Genomic DNA, 13,538 nt, shown 5'->3' with positions numbered 1-13,538 from the left:
GTTCAGCCACGTGATCATTCTGACTGTCCGGTTGCCGCCAACGGCAACCGGACAGCATGCCGCAACGGGGCGAACGTTGCCTGATGCGGCACTAGCGACCGTCATACCGGCCACCACCGCGTCGGCCACCACCGTGTCGGCCACGGTGCGGCCGGCTGTCAGCTGCTCCGGCTACAGCTGTGACGGCTGGGAGCCCGACCAGTCCGGGTGTGCCAACGACGCCGTCACCCCGTCCGGGGAATCGGTGGCGATCATGAGCGGTAACGCCACGGTGGGGTGGATCGAGCTGCGGTATTCCCCGACCTGTCGCACCGCTTGGGCCCGGGTCAGGTCCTACTACTGGGGCGGGCAGGGCGAGTTCGCGGCGATCACGCGGCATTCCGACAATCAGTCCTACGGATGCGCCTCGTACAACTGGTCGACGACGCTGGGTGCCTACAGCTGCTATACCCAGATGGTCTACGACGGCGGCGAGTACTCCCAAGCGTTCGGGAAGGCACCCAACTGGTACAACGGCGCGCTCACGTCCGCCCGTACCCCCTGGTACTGACCGGCGGCGTGTCGTCGTCACCACGCGGATTCGAGCTCCAGGTGTGCATCTGCCGGTGATCTTGGTGATCTCCGGCTGAGCAGGATGATCAGTGGACAGGTTCGTGACTGTGGTGCAGGTCGACCCAGTGGCGAGGTGCGCGTTGTCCGTCCGTCTCCGTTCCGGTGAACGGGTTCCCGCTCTGACTGTGCAGGTCGCACGGGAGCAATCCGAAGGGGACGACGGCGATCTGGGTGCGGGACCGGTTGGACGGGCTCTGGCACGACGGGGACTTCGCCGGCTGGTACCCGTGCGACGGCCGCCAGTCTCTCGCCCGCCCAGCTGGCCACCGTCTGCGTGCTGCAGTTCCTGCTCGGCCTGTCGAACCGTCTGACCGTCAGACGGCGGAAGCGGTCCGCTGCCGCATCGACTTCGTGTACTCCCTGGCCATGGAACTGGACGATCCCGGCTTCCACCACAGCGTGCTGGCCGACTTCCGCGACCGGCTCACCCATGACGAATCGTCCTCCGATTTGAGGACTATTGATCGCGGCGCACTGTAGACGGCGTGTCTGGGCGTCCGGCACCAGCCGGGTGTGGCTTGATCACCGGGCGGTCTCGTACAGGGATCGGAACATCAAACCCATGTCCACGGTGCCCTGCTTTCGGCATCCTTGTCGAGGAGTCCCGAGCGTGAGAATGAACCTGCAACCTGCGGCATCCGAACGACGTGGCGCCGCAGCCACCGCTGAGCGGCTGCGGCGCCCGGGCCGGCGTGCTGCTCTCCTGCTCGCCACGACGGCGCTGCCGGCGGCGCTGGTGGTGCCCCTGGCCACGCCCGCCGAGGCGGCACCCATGACCGTCACCTTCAACGCCGGCGCCAACCAGCCCTTCACCGTCCCGTCCGGCGTCACCCAACTGACCATCACCGCCACCGGCGCCGCAGGCCAAAGCGGGACCACGGGAGGCACCGGCGGGAACGGCGCCACCGTCACCGGCACAGTCACCGTGTCGTCAGGCACCACCCTCTTCGTCAACGTCGGCACCGGCGGAGGTGCCGGCGGCGGACCGGCGGCCACGGGCGGCGCCGGCGGCGGATCCAGCGACGTGCGCACCTGCAACTCGACCAACGCTGGCTGTGTCCTGACCGGTGTCGCCGCCACCGATCCCCGCCTGATCGTCGCGGGCGGCGGAGGGGGCGGAGGGAACGCGGTTGGCGTCCCAGCCACTGGGGCCAACGGAGGAAACGCCGGAGACATCGGACAGAGCGGCAGCAGCAGAACCAACGGTGGCGCAGGCGGAGGCGGAGGAACCCAGGTATCGCCCGGCGCAGGCGGGGCCGCATGCACCGCCACCATCGGGGCTACCGCCGGAACCCCCGGCGCAGCCGGTGCCGGCGGCACCGGCGGAGGCGCATTCGGCGGCGGCGGTGGCGGAGCCGGCTGGTTCGGCGGCGGCGGAGGTGGAGGCTGTGACGAAATCGTCAGCCCTGACACGTTCGGGCCTGGTGGCGGCGGTGGCGGGTCGAACTTTGTCCCGGCAGGCGGTACCTCCGGATCCGCCACCGGACCGGCTACGGTGACCATCACCTTCAACCAGACCGGCGGGAACAACGGCGGCGGCAGCGTATCGATCCTGCCCGTCAACCTCAGCGGCATCCTCCCGATGTTCAACAACATCAGCACCAACAACAACATCCAGAGCCCTGGCGCCAACAACACCACCACACAGGACTTCGGCCTGAACGCGCCCTGACCATCAAATCGTCTGACATGACCAAGGACGGCTCACGCATCCTTGCGAGCGCAGCAGCTGGACCTGATGCCCACCCATGACACGCCACGCAGGTGCGTGCTGCCGCAGAGCGAACGGCTGCCAATGGCGGTCCCGGCGGATATCGTCGAGACCGCCACCCCCAGCGGCGAAGGGGTGCTGCTAGACGTGGAGAGCGTGCGCCCCGACGTGGCCGGGCTGATCGGCCTCGTCACCCGGCCCGCTCTGACGCAGTGTCATCAACTTCACTCTGAGAGTGACAGCAGTGGCATCCTCTCAGCTCACCCTCCGGAGCCTCCCGGCTTTCGGCGACCTCCCGGAACGGCCGTTCCGGGAGGTCGGGTCGCCGTCTGTGGTCACACGTCGTCCGGCCCTCGATTAGTGGCGGCGGGCGTTTCCGCGAGGGCGGTGAACGTCGCGGTCTCCGCGCAGGCGAGCCCGGTCAGGGCGGTTGTCAGGTCGTCCTCGTCGGCGAACTTCGCAGCTTGCTCGAGGAAGACGGCGACCGAGTTCCAGGGCCCGTCGCCGTCGGTGCCGTACGTCGCGTCGAGGTACGTGGTCGCGGCGCGCAGGAACGCGGCCCAGCCGTCGTGGTCGGCGGGGTTCAGCCCGGTCAGCGGGGTAAGCCACAGTCCGGCGTGCGCTTGCAGTAGCGGCTCGGTGTCGCGGTAGTCCAGCACGAGGCCGCAGGTGGGGGAGAACGGCCTCGCGTTCGCGATGACGCGTACCCGAAGACCTTCGAACCAGCTCGAGGGGGCGGGGTCGTGCCGCGGGCAGACCATGGCACGCAGCACCGGCCGCTCGCCTTCGGCGCCCGGACCGGGAAGGTAGCCCTCGGTGACGGTCTCCGCGGGCCCCTCGCAGACGTGGACGTGTCGCAGGCTCGTGAGGGGGTTGCCGATCATGTGGGGTTTGGCGGTCGGCCGGTCGAGGGCCTGGCTGATCTCGTACGGCGTCTGCCGGGCAAGGGCCAGCATCGGGTCGATCAGCGCGTTCCACGGCTCGTCGTGCTCGCCGTCGTCCATCGCGCTCAGCCGGCCGGCCGCGATCTGTTCGCGCGTCAGCCGTCGTTCGCCGCGCAAGTCGTCGCTCTGGTTGACGAACACGTTCTCGACCAGCTGCTGCAAGCGCTCCTGCTCTTCGCGGTAGGACTTCAGCGCCGCGCCGTCGCCGCGCGCGGCGTACCGCTGCTCGACCGGGACCTGGAGCAGGTCCCGCAGACGCCCGACTGCCGGCTCCTGCGCGAGTGCCTCCAACTGGGCCTTCGACAGCGGTGGCCGCCCGGCGGCCACCCGGTCCAGGATCTCCAGACCCGTCAGTGCGTAGGCGCTCACATAGCGCCACACCAGCTGTTCCAGGCGCGTGACGTGCTCCAGCGCGGCACTGATGGCCTCGGTGAGCGCATCGACGTGCAGCGACAGCACCGCGGAGCCGCTGTCGAGACGCCGCTCGGCGGCGTCACACGACCTGATCAGTCGGTCCGCGGCCGTGCGCGCTGCCGCGCACTCGCCCCCCAGATCGACGGTCGCATCGTCGAAGGCCGCCAGCGCGTCGTACTCCGCCTCGCCCAGACCGGCCAGGTCGGACCTTCTCGGGAAGTCCACCCCGCCCCCTCCCCGCCCCCTGCACCGGAGCCGCTCGTCCGACCACGCTAGCCCCGGCGCTGGCCCGGCGCAGGCGAACTGGCATACCCCGACCGGCCCTGCTGCCGCCGAACCCGGCCGGTGAACCTCGGCACCAGAGCCCGGTCCGGCCGGGCACGGCAAGCACTCGGGCCCGGCTCCGCGTAGCTGGCCTGACCGGGGCCGGGGTCCGGTCGTCGGGCGGGGTGGTCACTTCGCCTCCTCGGTGTGGTGGCCGCCGAGCTGCCGCGAGGTCGGTTCGGCCAAACACCAGGCGTGGAACACCGGTATTGAGCATGATCGGAGCCGAACCGTACGGATGAACACGAAGGGGGTGGTGACCGTGCCGATGGACCCGGACGAGCGACAGACCGCGCACGGGTACCTGCTGCTGCAGGCCGCGGTGGCCGAGGGGGCGCTGGGCGACATCCCCGTCGCCTACCGGCGGGCCGAGGAACTGGCCGACTTGGGCGACACGGCCGTGGCCACGCTCGCCCGCATCGCCAGCGACTTCGTGTGCCGGTGGTCGCTGCTGCAGGGAGCGGACTGGACAACCAGCAAGGACGCAGACGGCAACCACGTCAACATCGAGGAACACAGCCCCGAACGGCGCGTGTTCACCCGCCGCCTGCTGGCTGCCTGGTCGGTCGGCGACGCCGATACCTTCGAAGCCCTGCTCGCCACCGTCTGCGCCGACCCGACGCGTCGCGCCAGCCACCTGCAGGACCTGTTCCAGGTGATGATCGACGAGGCCGAGATGCACGGCAAGCGTGCGGGCCAGCCGTTCAGCATCGTGCGCCAGCTCAACAAATCGGTCCTCAAGGAGGGGTTCAAGAAGGGGACCTGGAACAGCGCCGGCTGAACACCCCGGCCACCGACCCCGGCCAAGCGGCGTAAGACCTCGGTCCTGCTGCCGCCCATCCGCCTCGCCGAGGACGGACGGGCGGCTCGCACTCTTTACTGGCCGCGGCGGGCCTGGGCCCGGTCATCGGGGCTGTGCTGTCGGGGAACGCTGCTGGACGGCCCGGCTGCCTTCGTGCGCAAGGTCTCCTGAGCGACACCGGCCCGGGCATCCGCGTCCGGCGGCGGAGCCACGGTGATCCCGACGTTGGTGAGCATGCTGAGGTCGAGCGTCCACGTGAGCCGAGAGCGCGCTCGCCATACGTTGAAGGCCCGCCTGATGTGCTGGTCCGCCTCGACGGGCGTCATGCCGGTGACCTTGATCAGGTGGGCGCGGGCCTGCACGTCGAGCCCCCTGACCTGGGCGAAGCCGAAGTGCGTGACGGTGTGGCAGTCGGAGCACAGGCAGATCAGACGCTTCAGGGTCTGGACCTGGTGGGATTCGTCATAAGTCCATCGTTCGTGGACTTCCAGCCACCGCTCCGTTTCCCGGTCCTCGCCCGCATTGCAGGCCTCGCACCGCTTGCCGGCCCTCATGCAGATCACCCGCCGCAGGCGGTCCCAGTCTTTCGAGGAGACGCAGGACCGCACGTTGGTGAACCAACAGCTGTCGGGCACCAGGTCGACGAACAGGCTGCTGCCGAGCGAGCGGTCCTCCCCCGGCAAGAGCGACGGGATCTCCGAGACCGGCACCCACCGCTCCAGGCCGGTCATGCCCGGCCTGGGGGCATACCAGCGTCGGAAGAGCTGGTCCCACCGGGCGCCGGCCGCCTTGGCCTCGTCCTTCTCCGCGAACGGAACGTCCAGCCAGATCCGCTCAACTGCCATGTCCCCACTCCTTGTTGCTGTTCCGCGGGTCGCGCGACCACCCTACGGACAGAAACCGACAAGCCGCCGGACAACAGGGCGAACCGTTCGTGGCCCGACCGTTAGCCGCCCGCCGCGGATGGCCTGCAGCAGCACGAGTCAGGCGGCGATCCCCAGTTCTGCCCGGGCACGGTGGAGGAAGTCGCGGACAGCGGTCTCCCGGCGCCAGGGGGTGAGGGCGGCGTTGAACTCGCGGACGTAGTCGAGGGCTCGGCTCGACTGGACGCGGGCGAGGATGTCGACGGCCTGGTTGCCGAGCGCGAGGCCTTGGTCGAGGTCCTTGCTCTGGAGGTGGGCGGTCCCGACGATGGCCAGGCGCATGCCGACTGAGCGGGTGAACACCCCGGGCTGCATGGCGGCGGCCTGCGCGTTCCAGGCCAGCGCGGCCTTGGGGTTCTTCAGGTCGCGGAAGACCTCGGCGGCATCGGCCGAGAGCCGGGCGTGGTGATAGAAGTCGATCCATGCCGGCTCGTCGGCGGGGTCGCGGGCCTGGTCGAGCAAGGTCTCAGAGGCAGCCAGTGCGGCCGAGGCCGCCCGGGCGTTGTAGTCGCGGGCATGGGCGCGGGCCTCGATGAGCTTGGTGAAGGCCAGCACCCGGGGGGCGGCCTGGCCGTTGGCGCGGGCGAAGGCGCCCTGGGTCATGTCGATGGCCTCGTTGGGGAAGCCCCGCAGGAGGGCCTGCATCGCCATGGTGGTGAGCACATAGCAGCCGAGCTGGACGTCGCCGCCGGCGCGGGCGAGGCGCAGGGCCTGGATGAAGTGGCGCTGGGCGACCTCGTGCTGGCCGACGTCGAAGGCGGTCCAGCCGGCCAGGCGGGACAGCTCGGCGGTCACCGAGAACAGCTCGCGGCCAACCTCGTCGGAGAACGTGCCGGACAGAAGAGGGGCGGCCCGGTGCTGGAGGCAGTCGGTGACGGAGTTCGCCTTCCAGTTGCCGCCGCCGTACTTGGAGTCCCAGCGGCGGGCCTCGTCGGCGGCGTCGCGGAGCTCGTCCAGGTCGGCCCGGCCTACGCGCGCGCCGCCGCGGTGGTCGGCGCGGTCGTCGGCCGGGCTCACCAGCCACCGGGTCACCGGGGTCGTGAACGAGGCAACGGCGAAGCTGGATCCAGTGAGGAAGTCGCGGCGGTTCACGGAACTCCAGAACGAAGTGGCGACGCGCACGGCGTCGGCGGGGTCTCGCGGGAAATCCAACCCCACCCCGACGTCCGGCGTCTGCGCATCGGCCATACCGATCTCCGCCAACTGCACGGGCCGGCCGAGCCGTTCGCCGATCGCCTGGGCCAGGAGCCTGGGCACCGGCCAGTCCGGGGTCATGCCCCGGCGGCACCAGTTCGCGACCGAGGTATGCGTATATGTGGTGGTCAACCCGGCTTCACCGGCGAGCTGGTTCACGCGGTGGGCCAGCGATTTGTGGCTGGCGCCCTCGCACTTTTCGATCATCCGGGCCAGCGCGTCGTTCGGCGGCTTGGGCCGGCGGGTGGTCGACGCCACAGCGTCCCCCTCAATCCGTTCCCCGGCTGGGCACGGGGAGTCGTACTCGACTGGGCACGAGAACTTGTACGCCCGGCACCTGACGCCGAATCACCGAGGGTATTGCCTCCACCGCTCGCAGTGAACCGGATTCGCGAGTTGTGAGCCCCCCTGCGAGCCCTGCCCCGCCCGGCCGCCAGACGGTTGCCTGGTCTTCCGGGCCTCCGCCGGGACCTGGGGAAACATCTTCCCGGCGGAGGCCACCACCGATTCACGCTCGGGGGTGACAACCAGATGTGCGGAATCGCAGGACTGGCCGGCGCCGACGCCGTCCGCCACCAGACCACCGTCGCCGCGATGGGGCTCGCTCAGCACCACCGCGGCCCGGACGGCACCCGGCACCTCACCTCGGCCGACGGCTGGGCGGTGCTGTCCATGAACACCCTGCTGATCGTCGACACCACCGCCGACCCCGGCCCCTACCAGGACCCGGCCAGCGGCATCGTCCTCACCTTCAACGGCGAGATCTACAACTACCGGCAGGTCGCCGCGGCCTGGGGCATCCCGCTGGAGCCCCGCGAGACCGATGCTCACCTGGTCCTGCGGGCCTGGGCCAAGCTCGGCCCCGGCTGTCTCGCCGGCCTGGACGGCATGTTCGCGCTCGCCGCCTACGACCCGCGCGAGGGCCGGTTGTTCCTGGCTCGGGACCGGCTCGGCGAGAAGCCCCTCTACTGGCGCCTGGACGGCGGGCGCCTGGCGTTCGCCTCCGAGGTCACCACCCTGACCGGCTACGGCACCGCCCCGCTGGTCGTCCGCCCGGAGATGCTGAGCATCGAGACGCCGACCGGCGCCGACACCCCGTTCCAGGGCATCCAGCTGCTGCCGCCGGCCGGGCTGCTGGCCTTCGACGTCGCCACCGGCTCGCTGGTCCAGCGGACCTGGTGGTCCCTGGAGGGCCTGGAGCCCTGGCAGGGTGACTACACGACCGCGCTTGCCAGGTTCTCGACCCTGCTGGCCGATCGGATCCCGATGCGGGCGCCAGCTGGCGACTTCGCGCTGCTGCTGTCGGGCGGGCTGGACTCCTCGGTGCTGGCCTACCTGATGCGGCCGCAGGTCTGTCTCACGGTCCGCTACCCGGGCCAGGACCGGCTGGACGAGTCCGCGACGGCGGCCGTCGTCGCCCGCGACGTCGGCGCCGAGCTGGTCGTCATCGAGCCGACCGCCGCCGACTTCACCCGCACGCTGCCTCAGATCATGCACGCGCTGGACTACCCGATGGGCAACGCGTCCACGTTCTCCGAGCACATGGCCTACCGAGCGGTCGCCGAGCGCGGCATCCGCGTAGTGGTCGGCGGGCTCGGGCCGGACGAGTTCCTGATGGGCTACGTCCGCCACGCGCTCGTCCTGTTCGGCCCGGAGGCGGTGCTGGGCGCCGGGCTGGAGGCCTACCGGCCGCTGGCCTCCAAGCTCCTGAACGGGGACGGCGGGCCGCTGGAGCCGACCCGACCGAGGCGATCGTCAAGCTCATCCTGCGCGGACAGGACCCGGACGGACGGCTCCGCGAGCTGGTTGCCGATGCCCTGACCCGGGCCGGAGGCGACTTGGCGCGGGGGCTGACGCTGGCGGACCTGGCCACGGCCTGGCGCCCGCTGGTGATGACCTCGGACAAGCTCGCCTCCGCCTTCGCGCTGGAGCGGCGCTCGCCCTACCTGGCCCGGGACCTGGTCGAGTTCTCCTACCGGCTGCCCGTCGACCACAAAATCACCGACCCGGCGGCCGGCAAGCGCATCCTGCGCGACGCCGCGAAGGCCCTCGGCCTGCCCCGGGAGGTCTGGGGCAGCCGGGACAAGCTCGGCTTCGCCTCCCCAGTCCCCGGCTGGCTCTCCGGCCCGCTGGAGCCCTGGGCGACCGCCCAGATCAGCTCGGCGCTCGACCAGGCCCCGCGCGGGCTGCAGCCGCTGCTCGCCGGCGGCCTCAAGCCCGGCGGCCGGTTCGACCGCACCCGTATGCAGGCCCTGATGGCCGCCGCCTGGTTCTCCGACCACACGCTGGCCGCTGCGGCATGACCGGCCGTCTGCTCACTACGGTGAGCGCATGGACACCCTCCCCTCGAACCCGTCCGCCGCCGAGCCGAGCGGAGCGGTCGCGATCATCACCAACCGCCGCGGCGAACTCCTGCTGCACCTGCGCGACGATCTCGACGGCGTCGCCTGGCCCGGTCACTGGAGTCTCCTGGGAGGCGGATGCGACCCCGGCGAGAGCCCGGCCGAAGCGATCGTCCGCGAGCTCGAAGAAGAAGCCGGCCTCGCCGTCGACGGCGGCCTGACGAAGCTGTTCGAGACCCCGGACGCCCACGGCTCGGGGCAGACGATCACCTTCTTCGCCGCCTTCTGGGACGGCGACGAGAGCGCGCTGCCGCTGGCCGAGGGCGTCAAGCTCCAGTTCTTCGCCCCCGAGCACCTGCCCGTCCTGACCATCCCGCCGTTCATCCGCGACGGCATCCACCGCCATCTCGCCGCCCAGCCGGGCACCTGACGTCCCCGTCCTCGATCGAGGGGGTTGGGGCGCCTGGCCGGGCGGCACCCCGCCCCCCCTTGGAAGGACACGTTCGTGAAGCTCACCGTGATCGGCTGCGGCTACCTCGGAGCCACCCACGCCGCCGCGATGGCCGAACTCGGCCACCAGGTCCTCGGCATGGACACCGACACCGACAAGGTCGACGCCCTGAACAAGGGCCAGGCCCCGTTCGTCGAACGCGGCCTGGACGACCTGCTCGCCAAGCACACCGCCACCGGCCGGCTCAGGTTCACCGCCTCCTACGCGGAGGCTGCCGCCTTCGCCGACGTCCACTTCCTGGGCGTCGGCACCCCGCAGCGGGACGGCAGCGGCGCCTACGACCTCACCCACCTCCACACCGCAGTCCGCCAGCTGGCCCCCCGGCTCAGCGACGGCGCGCTGATCATCGGCAAGTCCACCGTCCCGGTCGGCACCGTCGCGAAGCTGCGTCAGACCCTCGACGAGCACACCCCGGCCGGGGCGAGCGCCCGCCTGTCCTGGTCGCCGGAGTTCCTGCGCGAGTCGTTCGCTGTCCTGGACACCCTGGAGCCGGACCGGATCGTGCTCGGCATCGAGGACGGCGACACCAGCAGCGAGGCCGTCTTCCGGACCGTCTACGCCGACGTCCTGGCCACCGGCTCCCCGCTGATCGTCACCGACATCGCGACCGCCGAGCTGATCAAGGGCACCGCGAACGCCTTCCTCGCCACCAAGATCTCCTTCATCAACGCGATGGCCGAGCTCTGCGAGAAGACCGGCGCCGACGTCCAGCAGATCGCCCTCGCCCTGGGTTATGACCACCGGATCGGCGCCAAGGGCATGCGGCCCGGCCTCGGGTTCGGCGGCGGCTGCCTGCCCAAGGACCTGGCCGGCTTCACCCACCGCGCCGACGAACTCGGCGCCGACACCGGCCTCCTCCGCCAGGTCGCCGCGATCAACCTGCGCCGGCGCGAGCACACCGTCGACCTCGCCCGCGAAGCGCTCGGCGGCACCCTGGTCGGCACGCGCATCGCCGCCTGGGGCGCCGCCTTCAAGGCCCACACCGACGACATCCGCGACTCCCCGGCCCTCGCCGTCGCCGACGCCCTCCAACGGGCCGGTGCCGAGGTCACCGTCCACGACCCCGCCGCGATGGAGAACGCCCGCAGGGCCTACCCCCAGCTCGACTACGCCGACGACCCCACCCAGGCCGTCACCGGCGCCGGCCTGCTGCTGCACCTGACCGACTGGCCCCAGTACTCCGACACCGACCCGGAAGACCTCGCCCGGCACATCGCCGTCCCCAAGGTCATCGACGCCCGCGGCACCCTCAACGCGAGCCACTGGCGCGCGGCCGGCTGGACCTTCCGCGCCCTCGGCCGCCCCTGACCGCACCGGCCTCACGGCACACCCACAGACTCTCGGCCCGGCCGCCGCACGCGCGCACGGCGGCCGGGCACGGGCCCCGGCACCACCCGAAACAGGCGGTCGACCAGGTCCCCGAGTTCGGGGTAGACGTTGGGGCGCAGGGACCGACCGCACCACCCGCGAGCGGGGAGCCGGGCAGGCCGGTCAGCGGTAGCGGAAGAGCTGGTGCAGCCGCAGGACCTCGGACTGCCAGTACGTGCGGGCCGCACCGACATCCGTAGGAAGCGTCCGGCCCAGGTGACGGGCCAAACCCTGGTACAGCGCGGGAGGGCTGCCGCCGTTCGCCGCGAGCAACGACGACAGAAGCGGTTCGTTGGCCACGGTGCCGGCCTCGACCTGCAGCAGCACCTCCAGCTTGTCGTCCGGGTGCAAGTCGGGCAGCGCCCCGCCCAGCTGACGGCGAAGCCGCGGCCAGGAGGTAGCGGAGCGCTCCCGCGCGGCTTTCTTCAGTGCCCCGGCCACCGCGGCCGCCACCGAAGCGATCGATGCGGCCGACAACCGGGGCGGGCCTGCCGACGCCACCTTCTTCGAGCGCTCCGGCCGGCCGGCGGAAGCAGCACGACGCTCGGCGGGCACCGGCGCAGCCTCCCCCTTGTCCTGCCGGCCCCTGCCACCAGCAGCGCTGCCTCCGGCCGTTCCCGCTTCCGGGCTGCGCCGGGACGCAGGAACACCGGCCGCCGCCCCCGGAAGCACCGCAGCCTCAGCAGTGGCCGCGCCGCGCAGCCGCCGGCCCCGCGCCAGCCACAGCTGGGCCTCCTCGCGCTGCGCTGGGGTCACCCGCGCTCCCGCGCTCTTCATCGTGGTGGCCAGCGAGTCCAGCATGTGCAGCATGGTGCGCGGGCCCAGGCTGGTCCCCATCCGCCGCAGATCGCCGAGGATGTGCCGCACCCGCTGATGTGCGATCTCCGTGGGGTCGGCTGTGTTCGGCGCCCGTGTCGTGACGTTGCGAACGCGCGCCGTCCTGGCGTTGGCCCGGTGAGCCCGCTTGGTCGCCCGGGCCCAGCCGGCCTGTGACTGCTGGTGTTTGAGGAACTCCTCCGCCCGGCTGGCGACGGAGTGCTCGGCGCGGTCGCGCTCCCCGGCGGCTTGGGCGTCGGCGCGTGCCAGCAGGGCGCGCACCGCCTCGACCTCGCGGTCCCGCAGCGCCTGCCGTAGCTGATCGAACAGCTCCTGGCGCTCCCGCGCCTGCCGGACCAGCCAGCCCCGAGCCCCTTCCAGCGCGGCGGCCACCTCGGAGCCGACAGGTCCCTCGAACGGACCGGCGGTCGTGAGGTCGCGGCACGCCGACTCCACAGCGATCCGCGAACCGGACTCCATCGCCGCCTCCAGCCGCCGCACCGGGCTTGGCTGCACCGGCTGGGACGGCTTCGGTTCCGGACGGGGCGGCCTCCACACGCCTTGGCCCGGGAACGGCGGGCGCGGATGATGCGTTCGACGGCCGGCGTGCGGAAGCCGTCCGGTGTCATCGAGCACTCGTCGAGGCCGAACCACTCGGTGGCCCTCGCGAAGGCCTGCGTGCCGATCCGCACCTGCCGGGCGGTGCCGGCGCTGTCGAACCCCACCCGGTGTACGTACCGGCGGCGCACCAGCGTCCAGTCGTCGACCGGCACCGCCAAGCCGAGGACCGGCTCCACCGCTTCGTCGTCCCACGCTGGTGCCACCGCGTCGTCCAGGTGCAAGCGCAGCCCGCGGGCCTGGTACTCGAAGGCGATGTCGACGACGGAGCCGAGCGGCTCGCGCAGGTGAACAGCGCCCTGGTGGCCCTGGTCGCGGAGCCAGGCTGTGGCGGCGGCCTTCGCGTAGAGGTGGTCGGCGCTGGACACGTCCCGGGCCCGGCGGCCGCACTCGTGCAGGCCGGTCGGGTCGGGGAAGTGCGCGAAGTGACAGACCCGGTCGGTGTAGAGCTTCGTTGTGAGCTGGGCGCCGCAGCCGCCGAGCAGCAGCCCACACCAGAAGGTGTCCTCGGCGTGCTGCCGGCGGAAGGCGTCCAGCTCAATCGCTTCGAGCGGCAGGATCAGCGGCTCCTCCGATGCCGCGCTGTCCAGCACCGCCGTCTGGATACGCCGCTTGTCACCCGGCAACGACAACCCCCGAACTCGGGCCCCGACCATGGCCACTTCATCGTGCCAGCACGGCGTGCCGGGCCGCGGGGAAACACCGCAAGTCACCCCTCGGCCCGGCGGACCCGGGGGGGGGGGATCAGGGCGTCGGCGGTGGCGTGACCTGGCAGACGACGAGCTCCAGGCGGGCGACGACGAAGTACGTGAGCAGGCCGCCAGCAACATCGAAGTAGGGCGTCGGCTCGCCGCCGCCCTGGTGGAGCTCCGTAGCAGCGCGGACCAGTTCAGCAGACCGCTCCTCGGCAGCGAGGAAGCCGACCGGAGTACCAACGGTGGCGTGCTACCCGCTGGGCA

The 13,538-nt window shown here is 71.5% G+C and carries 11 protein-coding genes and 1 pseudogene; 8 read left to right on the top strand and 4 right to left on the bottom strand.

The window, feature by feature from the left end; genetic code table 11:
* The 3 genes and pseudogenes from ACPC54_RS40795 to ACPC54_RS40785 form a co-directional block, all read left to right on the top strand.
* A partial coding sequence (locus tag ACPC54_RS40795) for a DUF2690 domain-containing protein (protein WP_498972611.1) occupies nucleotides 1-550 on the top strand: 550 nt, incomplete at its 5' end.
* A 233-nt stretch (nucleotides 551-783) separates the two neighbouring features.
* Nucleotides 784-975: pseudogene (locus ACPC54_RS40790) on the top strand (IS1182 family transposase); the annotation flags it as partial.
* A 247-nt stretch (nucleotides 976-1,222) separates the two neighbouring features.
* A complete protein-coding gene (locus ACPC54_RS40785) occupies nucleotides 1,223-2,284 on the top strand; it encodes a hypothetical protein (protein WP_498972609.1) in 1,062 nt (353 codons plus the stop codon).
* A 374-nt stretch (nucleotides 2,285-2,658) separates the two neighbouring features.
* Here ACPC54_RS40785 and ACPC54_RS40780 read toward each other — a convergent pair whose 3' ends face one another.
* On the bottom strand, nucleotides 2,659-3,906 hold the full coding sequence (locus tag ACPC54_RS40780; protein WP_498972607.1) for a hypothetical protein: 1,248 nt from the start codon (nucleotides 3,904-3,906) through the stop codon (nucleotides 2,659-2,661).
* Between the two features lie 355 nt (nucleotides 3,907-4,261).
* On the opposite strand from ACPC54_RS40780, the gene ACPC54_RS40775 reads away from it, so the two are divergent.
* Nucleotides 4,262-4,786 carry a hypothetical protein gene (locus ACPC54_RS40775; protein ID WP_498972605.1) on the top strand — a complete coding sequence of 175 codons (525 nt, stop codon included), beginning with the start codon at nucleotides 4,262-4,264 and terminating at the stop codon, nucleotides 4,784-4,786.
* A 95-nt stretch (nucleotides 4,787-4,881) separates the two neighbouring features.
* Here the strand turns inward: ACPC54_RS40775 and ACPC54_RS40770 are convergent, their stop codons facing one another.
* Together ACPC54_RS40770 and ACPC54_RS40765 are read right to left on the bottom strand one after the other, a co-directional pair.
* Nucleotides 4,882-5,652, bottom strand: coding sequence for a DUF5710 domain-containing protein (locus ACPC54_RS40770; RefSeq protein ID WP_498972603.1), 771 nt, complete (start codon nucleotides 5,650-5,652; stop codon nucleotides 4,882-4,884).
* 138 nt (nucleotides 5,653-5,790) lie between these two features.
* Nucleotides 5,791-7,182 carry an NsdA family TPR-like regulatory protein gene (locus tag ACPC54_RS40765; protein WP_498972601.1) on the bottom strand — a complete coding sequence of 464 codons (1,392 nt, stop codon included), beginning with the start codon at nucleotides 7,180-7,182 and terminating at the stop codon, nucleotides 5,791-5,793.
* Between the two features lie 273 nt (nucleotides 7,183-7,455).
* Between ACPC54_RS40765 and ACPC54_RS40760 the strand changes: the two genes are divergently transcribed.
* From ACPC54_RS40760 to ACPC54_RS40745, 4 genes are all read left to right on the top strand, one after another.
* Entirely contained in the window at nucleotides 7,456-8,745 is a 1,290-nt protein-coding gene (locus ACPC54_RS40760; RefSeq protein WP_498972599.1) for an asparagine synthetase B family protein, read from the top strand.
* A complete protein-coding gene (locus ACPC54_RS40755) occupies nucleotides 8,676-9,227 on the top strand; it encodes an asparagine synthase-related protein (protein ID WP_498972616.1) in 552 nt (183 codons plus the stop codon). The genes ACPC54_RS40760 and ACPC54_RS40755 overlap by 70 nt, the downstream gene beginning before the upstream one ends.
* 28 nt (nucleotides 9,228-9,255) lie before the next feature.
* Nucleotides 9,256-9,696 (top strand): NUDIX domain-containing protein, encoded by a 441-nt coding sequence (locus ACPC54_RS40750; RefSeq protein WP_498972597.1) that lies wholly within the window; start codon nucleotides 9,256-9,258, stop codon nucleotides 9,694-9,696.
* Between the two features lie 75 nt (nucleotides 9,697-9,771).
* Nucleotides 9,772-11,085 (top strand): UDP-glucose dehydrogenase family protein, encoded by a 1,314-nt coding sequence (locus ACPC54_RS40745; RefSeq protein WP_498972595.1) that lies wholly within the window; start codon nucleotides 9,772-9,774, stop codon nucleotides 11,083-11,085.
* A 183-nt stretch (nucleotides 11,086-11,268) separates the two neighbouring features.
* On the opposite strand, the gene ACPC54_RS40740 is transcribed toward ACPC54_RS40745, so the two are convergent.
* Complete coding sequence (locus ACPC54_RS40740; protein ID WP_498972594.1) at nucleotides 11,269-12,441, bottom strand: hypothetical protein; 1,173 nt, start codon at nucleotides 12,439-12,441, stop codon at nucleotides 11,269-11,271.
* Between the last annotated feature and the right edge of the window lie 1,097 nt (nucleotides 12,442-13,538).

This window comes from Kitasatospora sp. NPDC094028 (genome assembly GCF_049543595.1).
In the GTDB taxonomy this organism is placed as follows: Bacteria; Actinomycetota; Actinomycetes; order Streptomycetales; family Streptomycetaceae; genus Kitasatospora.
The sequence above is the reverse complement of the archived record's forward strand: the minus strand, read 5'-3'. Positions and strand labels throughout refer to the sequence as shown.

What these genes read in the sequence shown, in the direction of transcription:
- ACPC54_RS40770 (WP_498972603.1), bottom strand. Translation starts at nt 5,652, where the DNA reads ATGGCAGTTGAGCGGATCTGGCTGGACGTTCCGTTCGCGGAGAAGGAC.
- ACPC54_RS40740 (WP_498972594.1), bottom strand. Translation starts at nt 12,441, where the DNA reads ATGGAGTCCGGTTCGCGGATCGCTGTGGAGTCGGCGTGCCGCGACCTC.
- ACPC54_RS40760 (WP_498972599.1), top strand. Translation starts at nt 7,456, where the DNA reads ATGTGCGGAATCGCAGGACTGGCCGGCGCCGACGCCGTCCGCCACCAG.
- ACPC54_RS40750 (WP_498972597.1), top strand. Translation starts at nt 9,256, where the DNA reads ATGGACACCCTCCCCTCGAACCCGTCCGCCGCCGAGCCGAGCGGAGCG.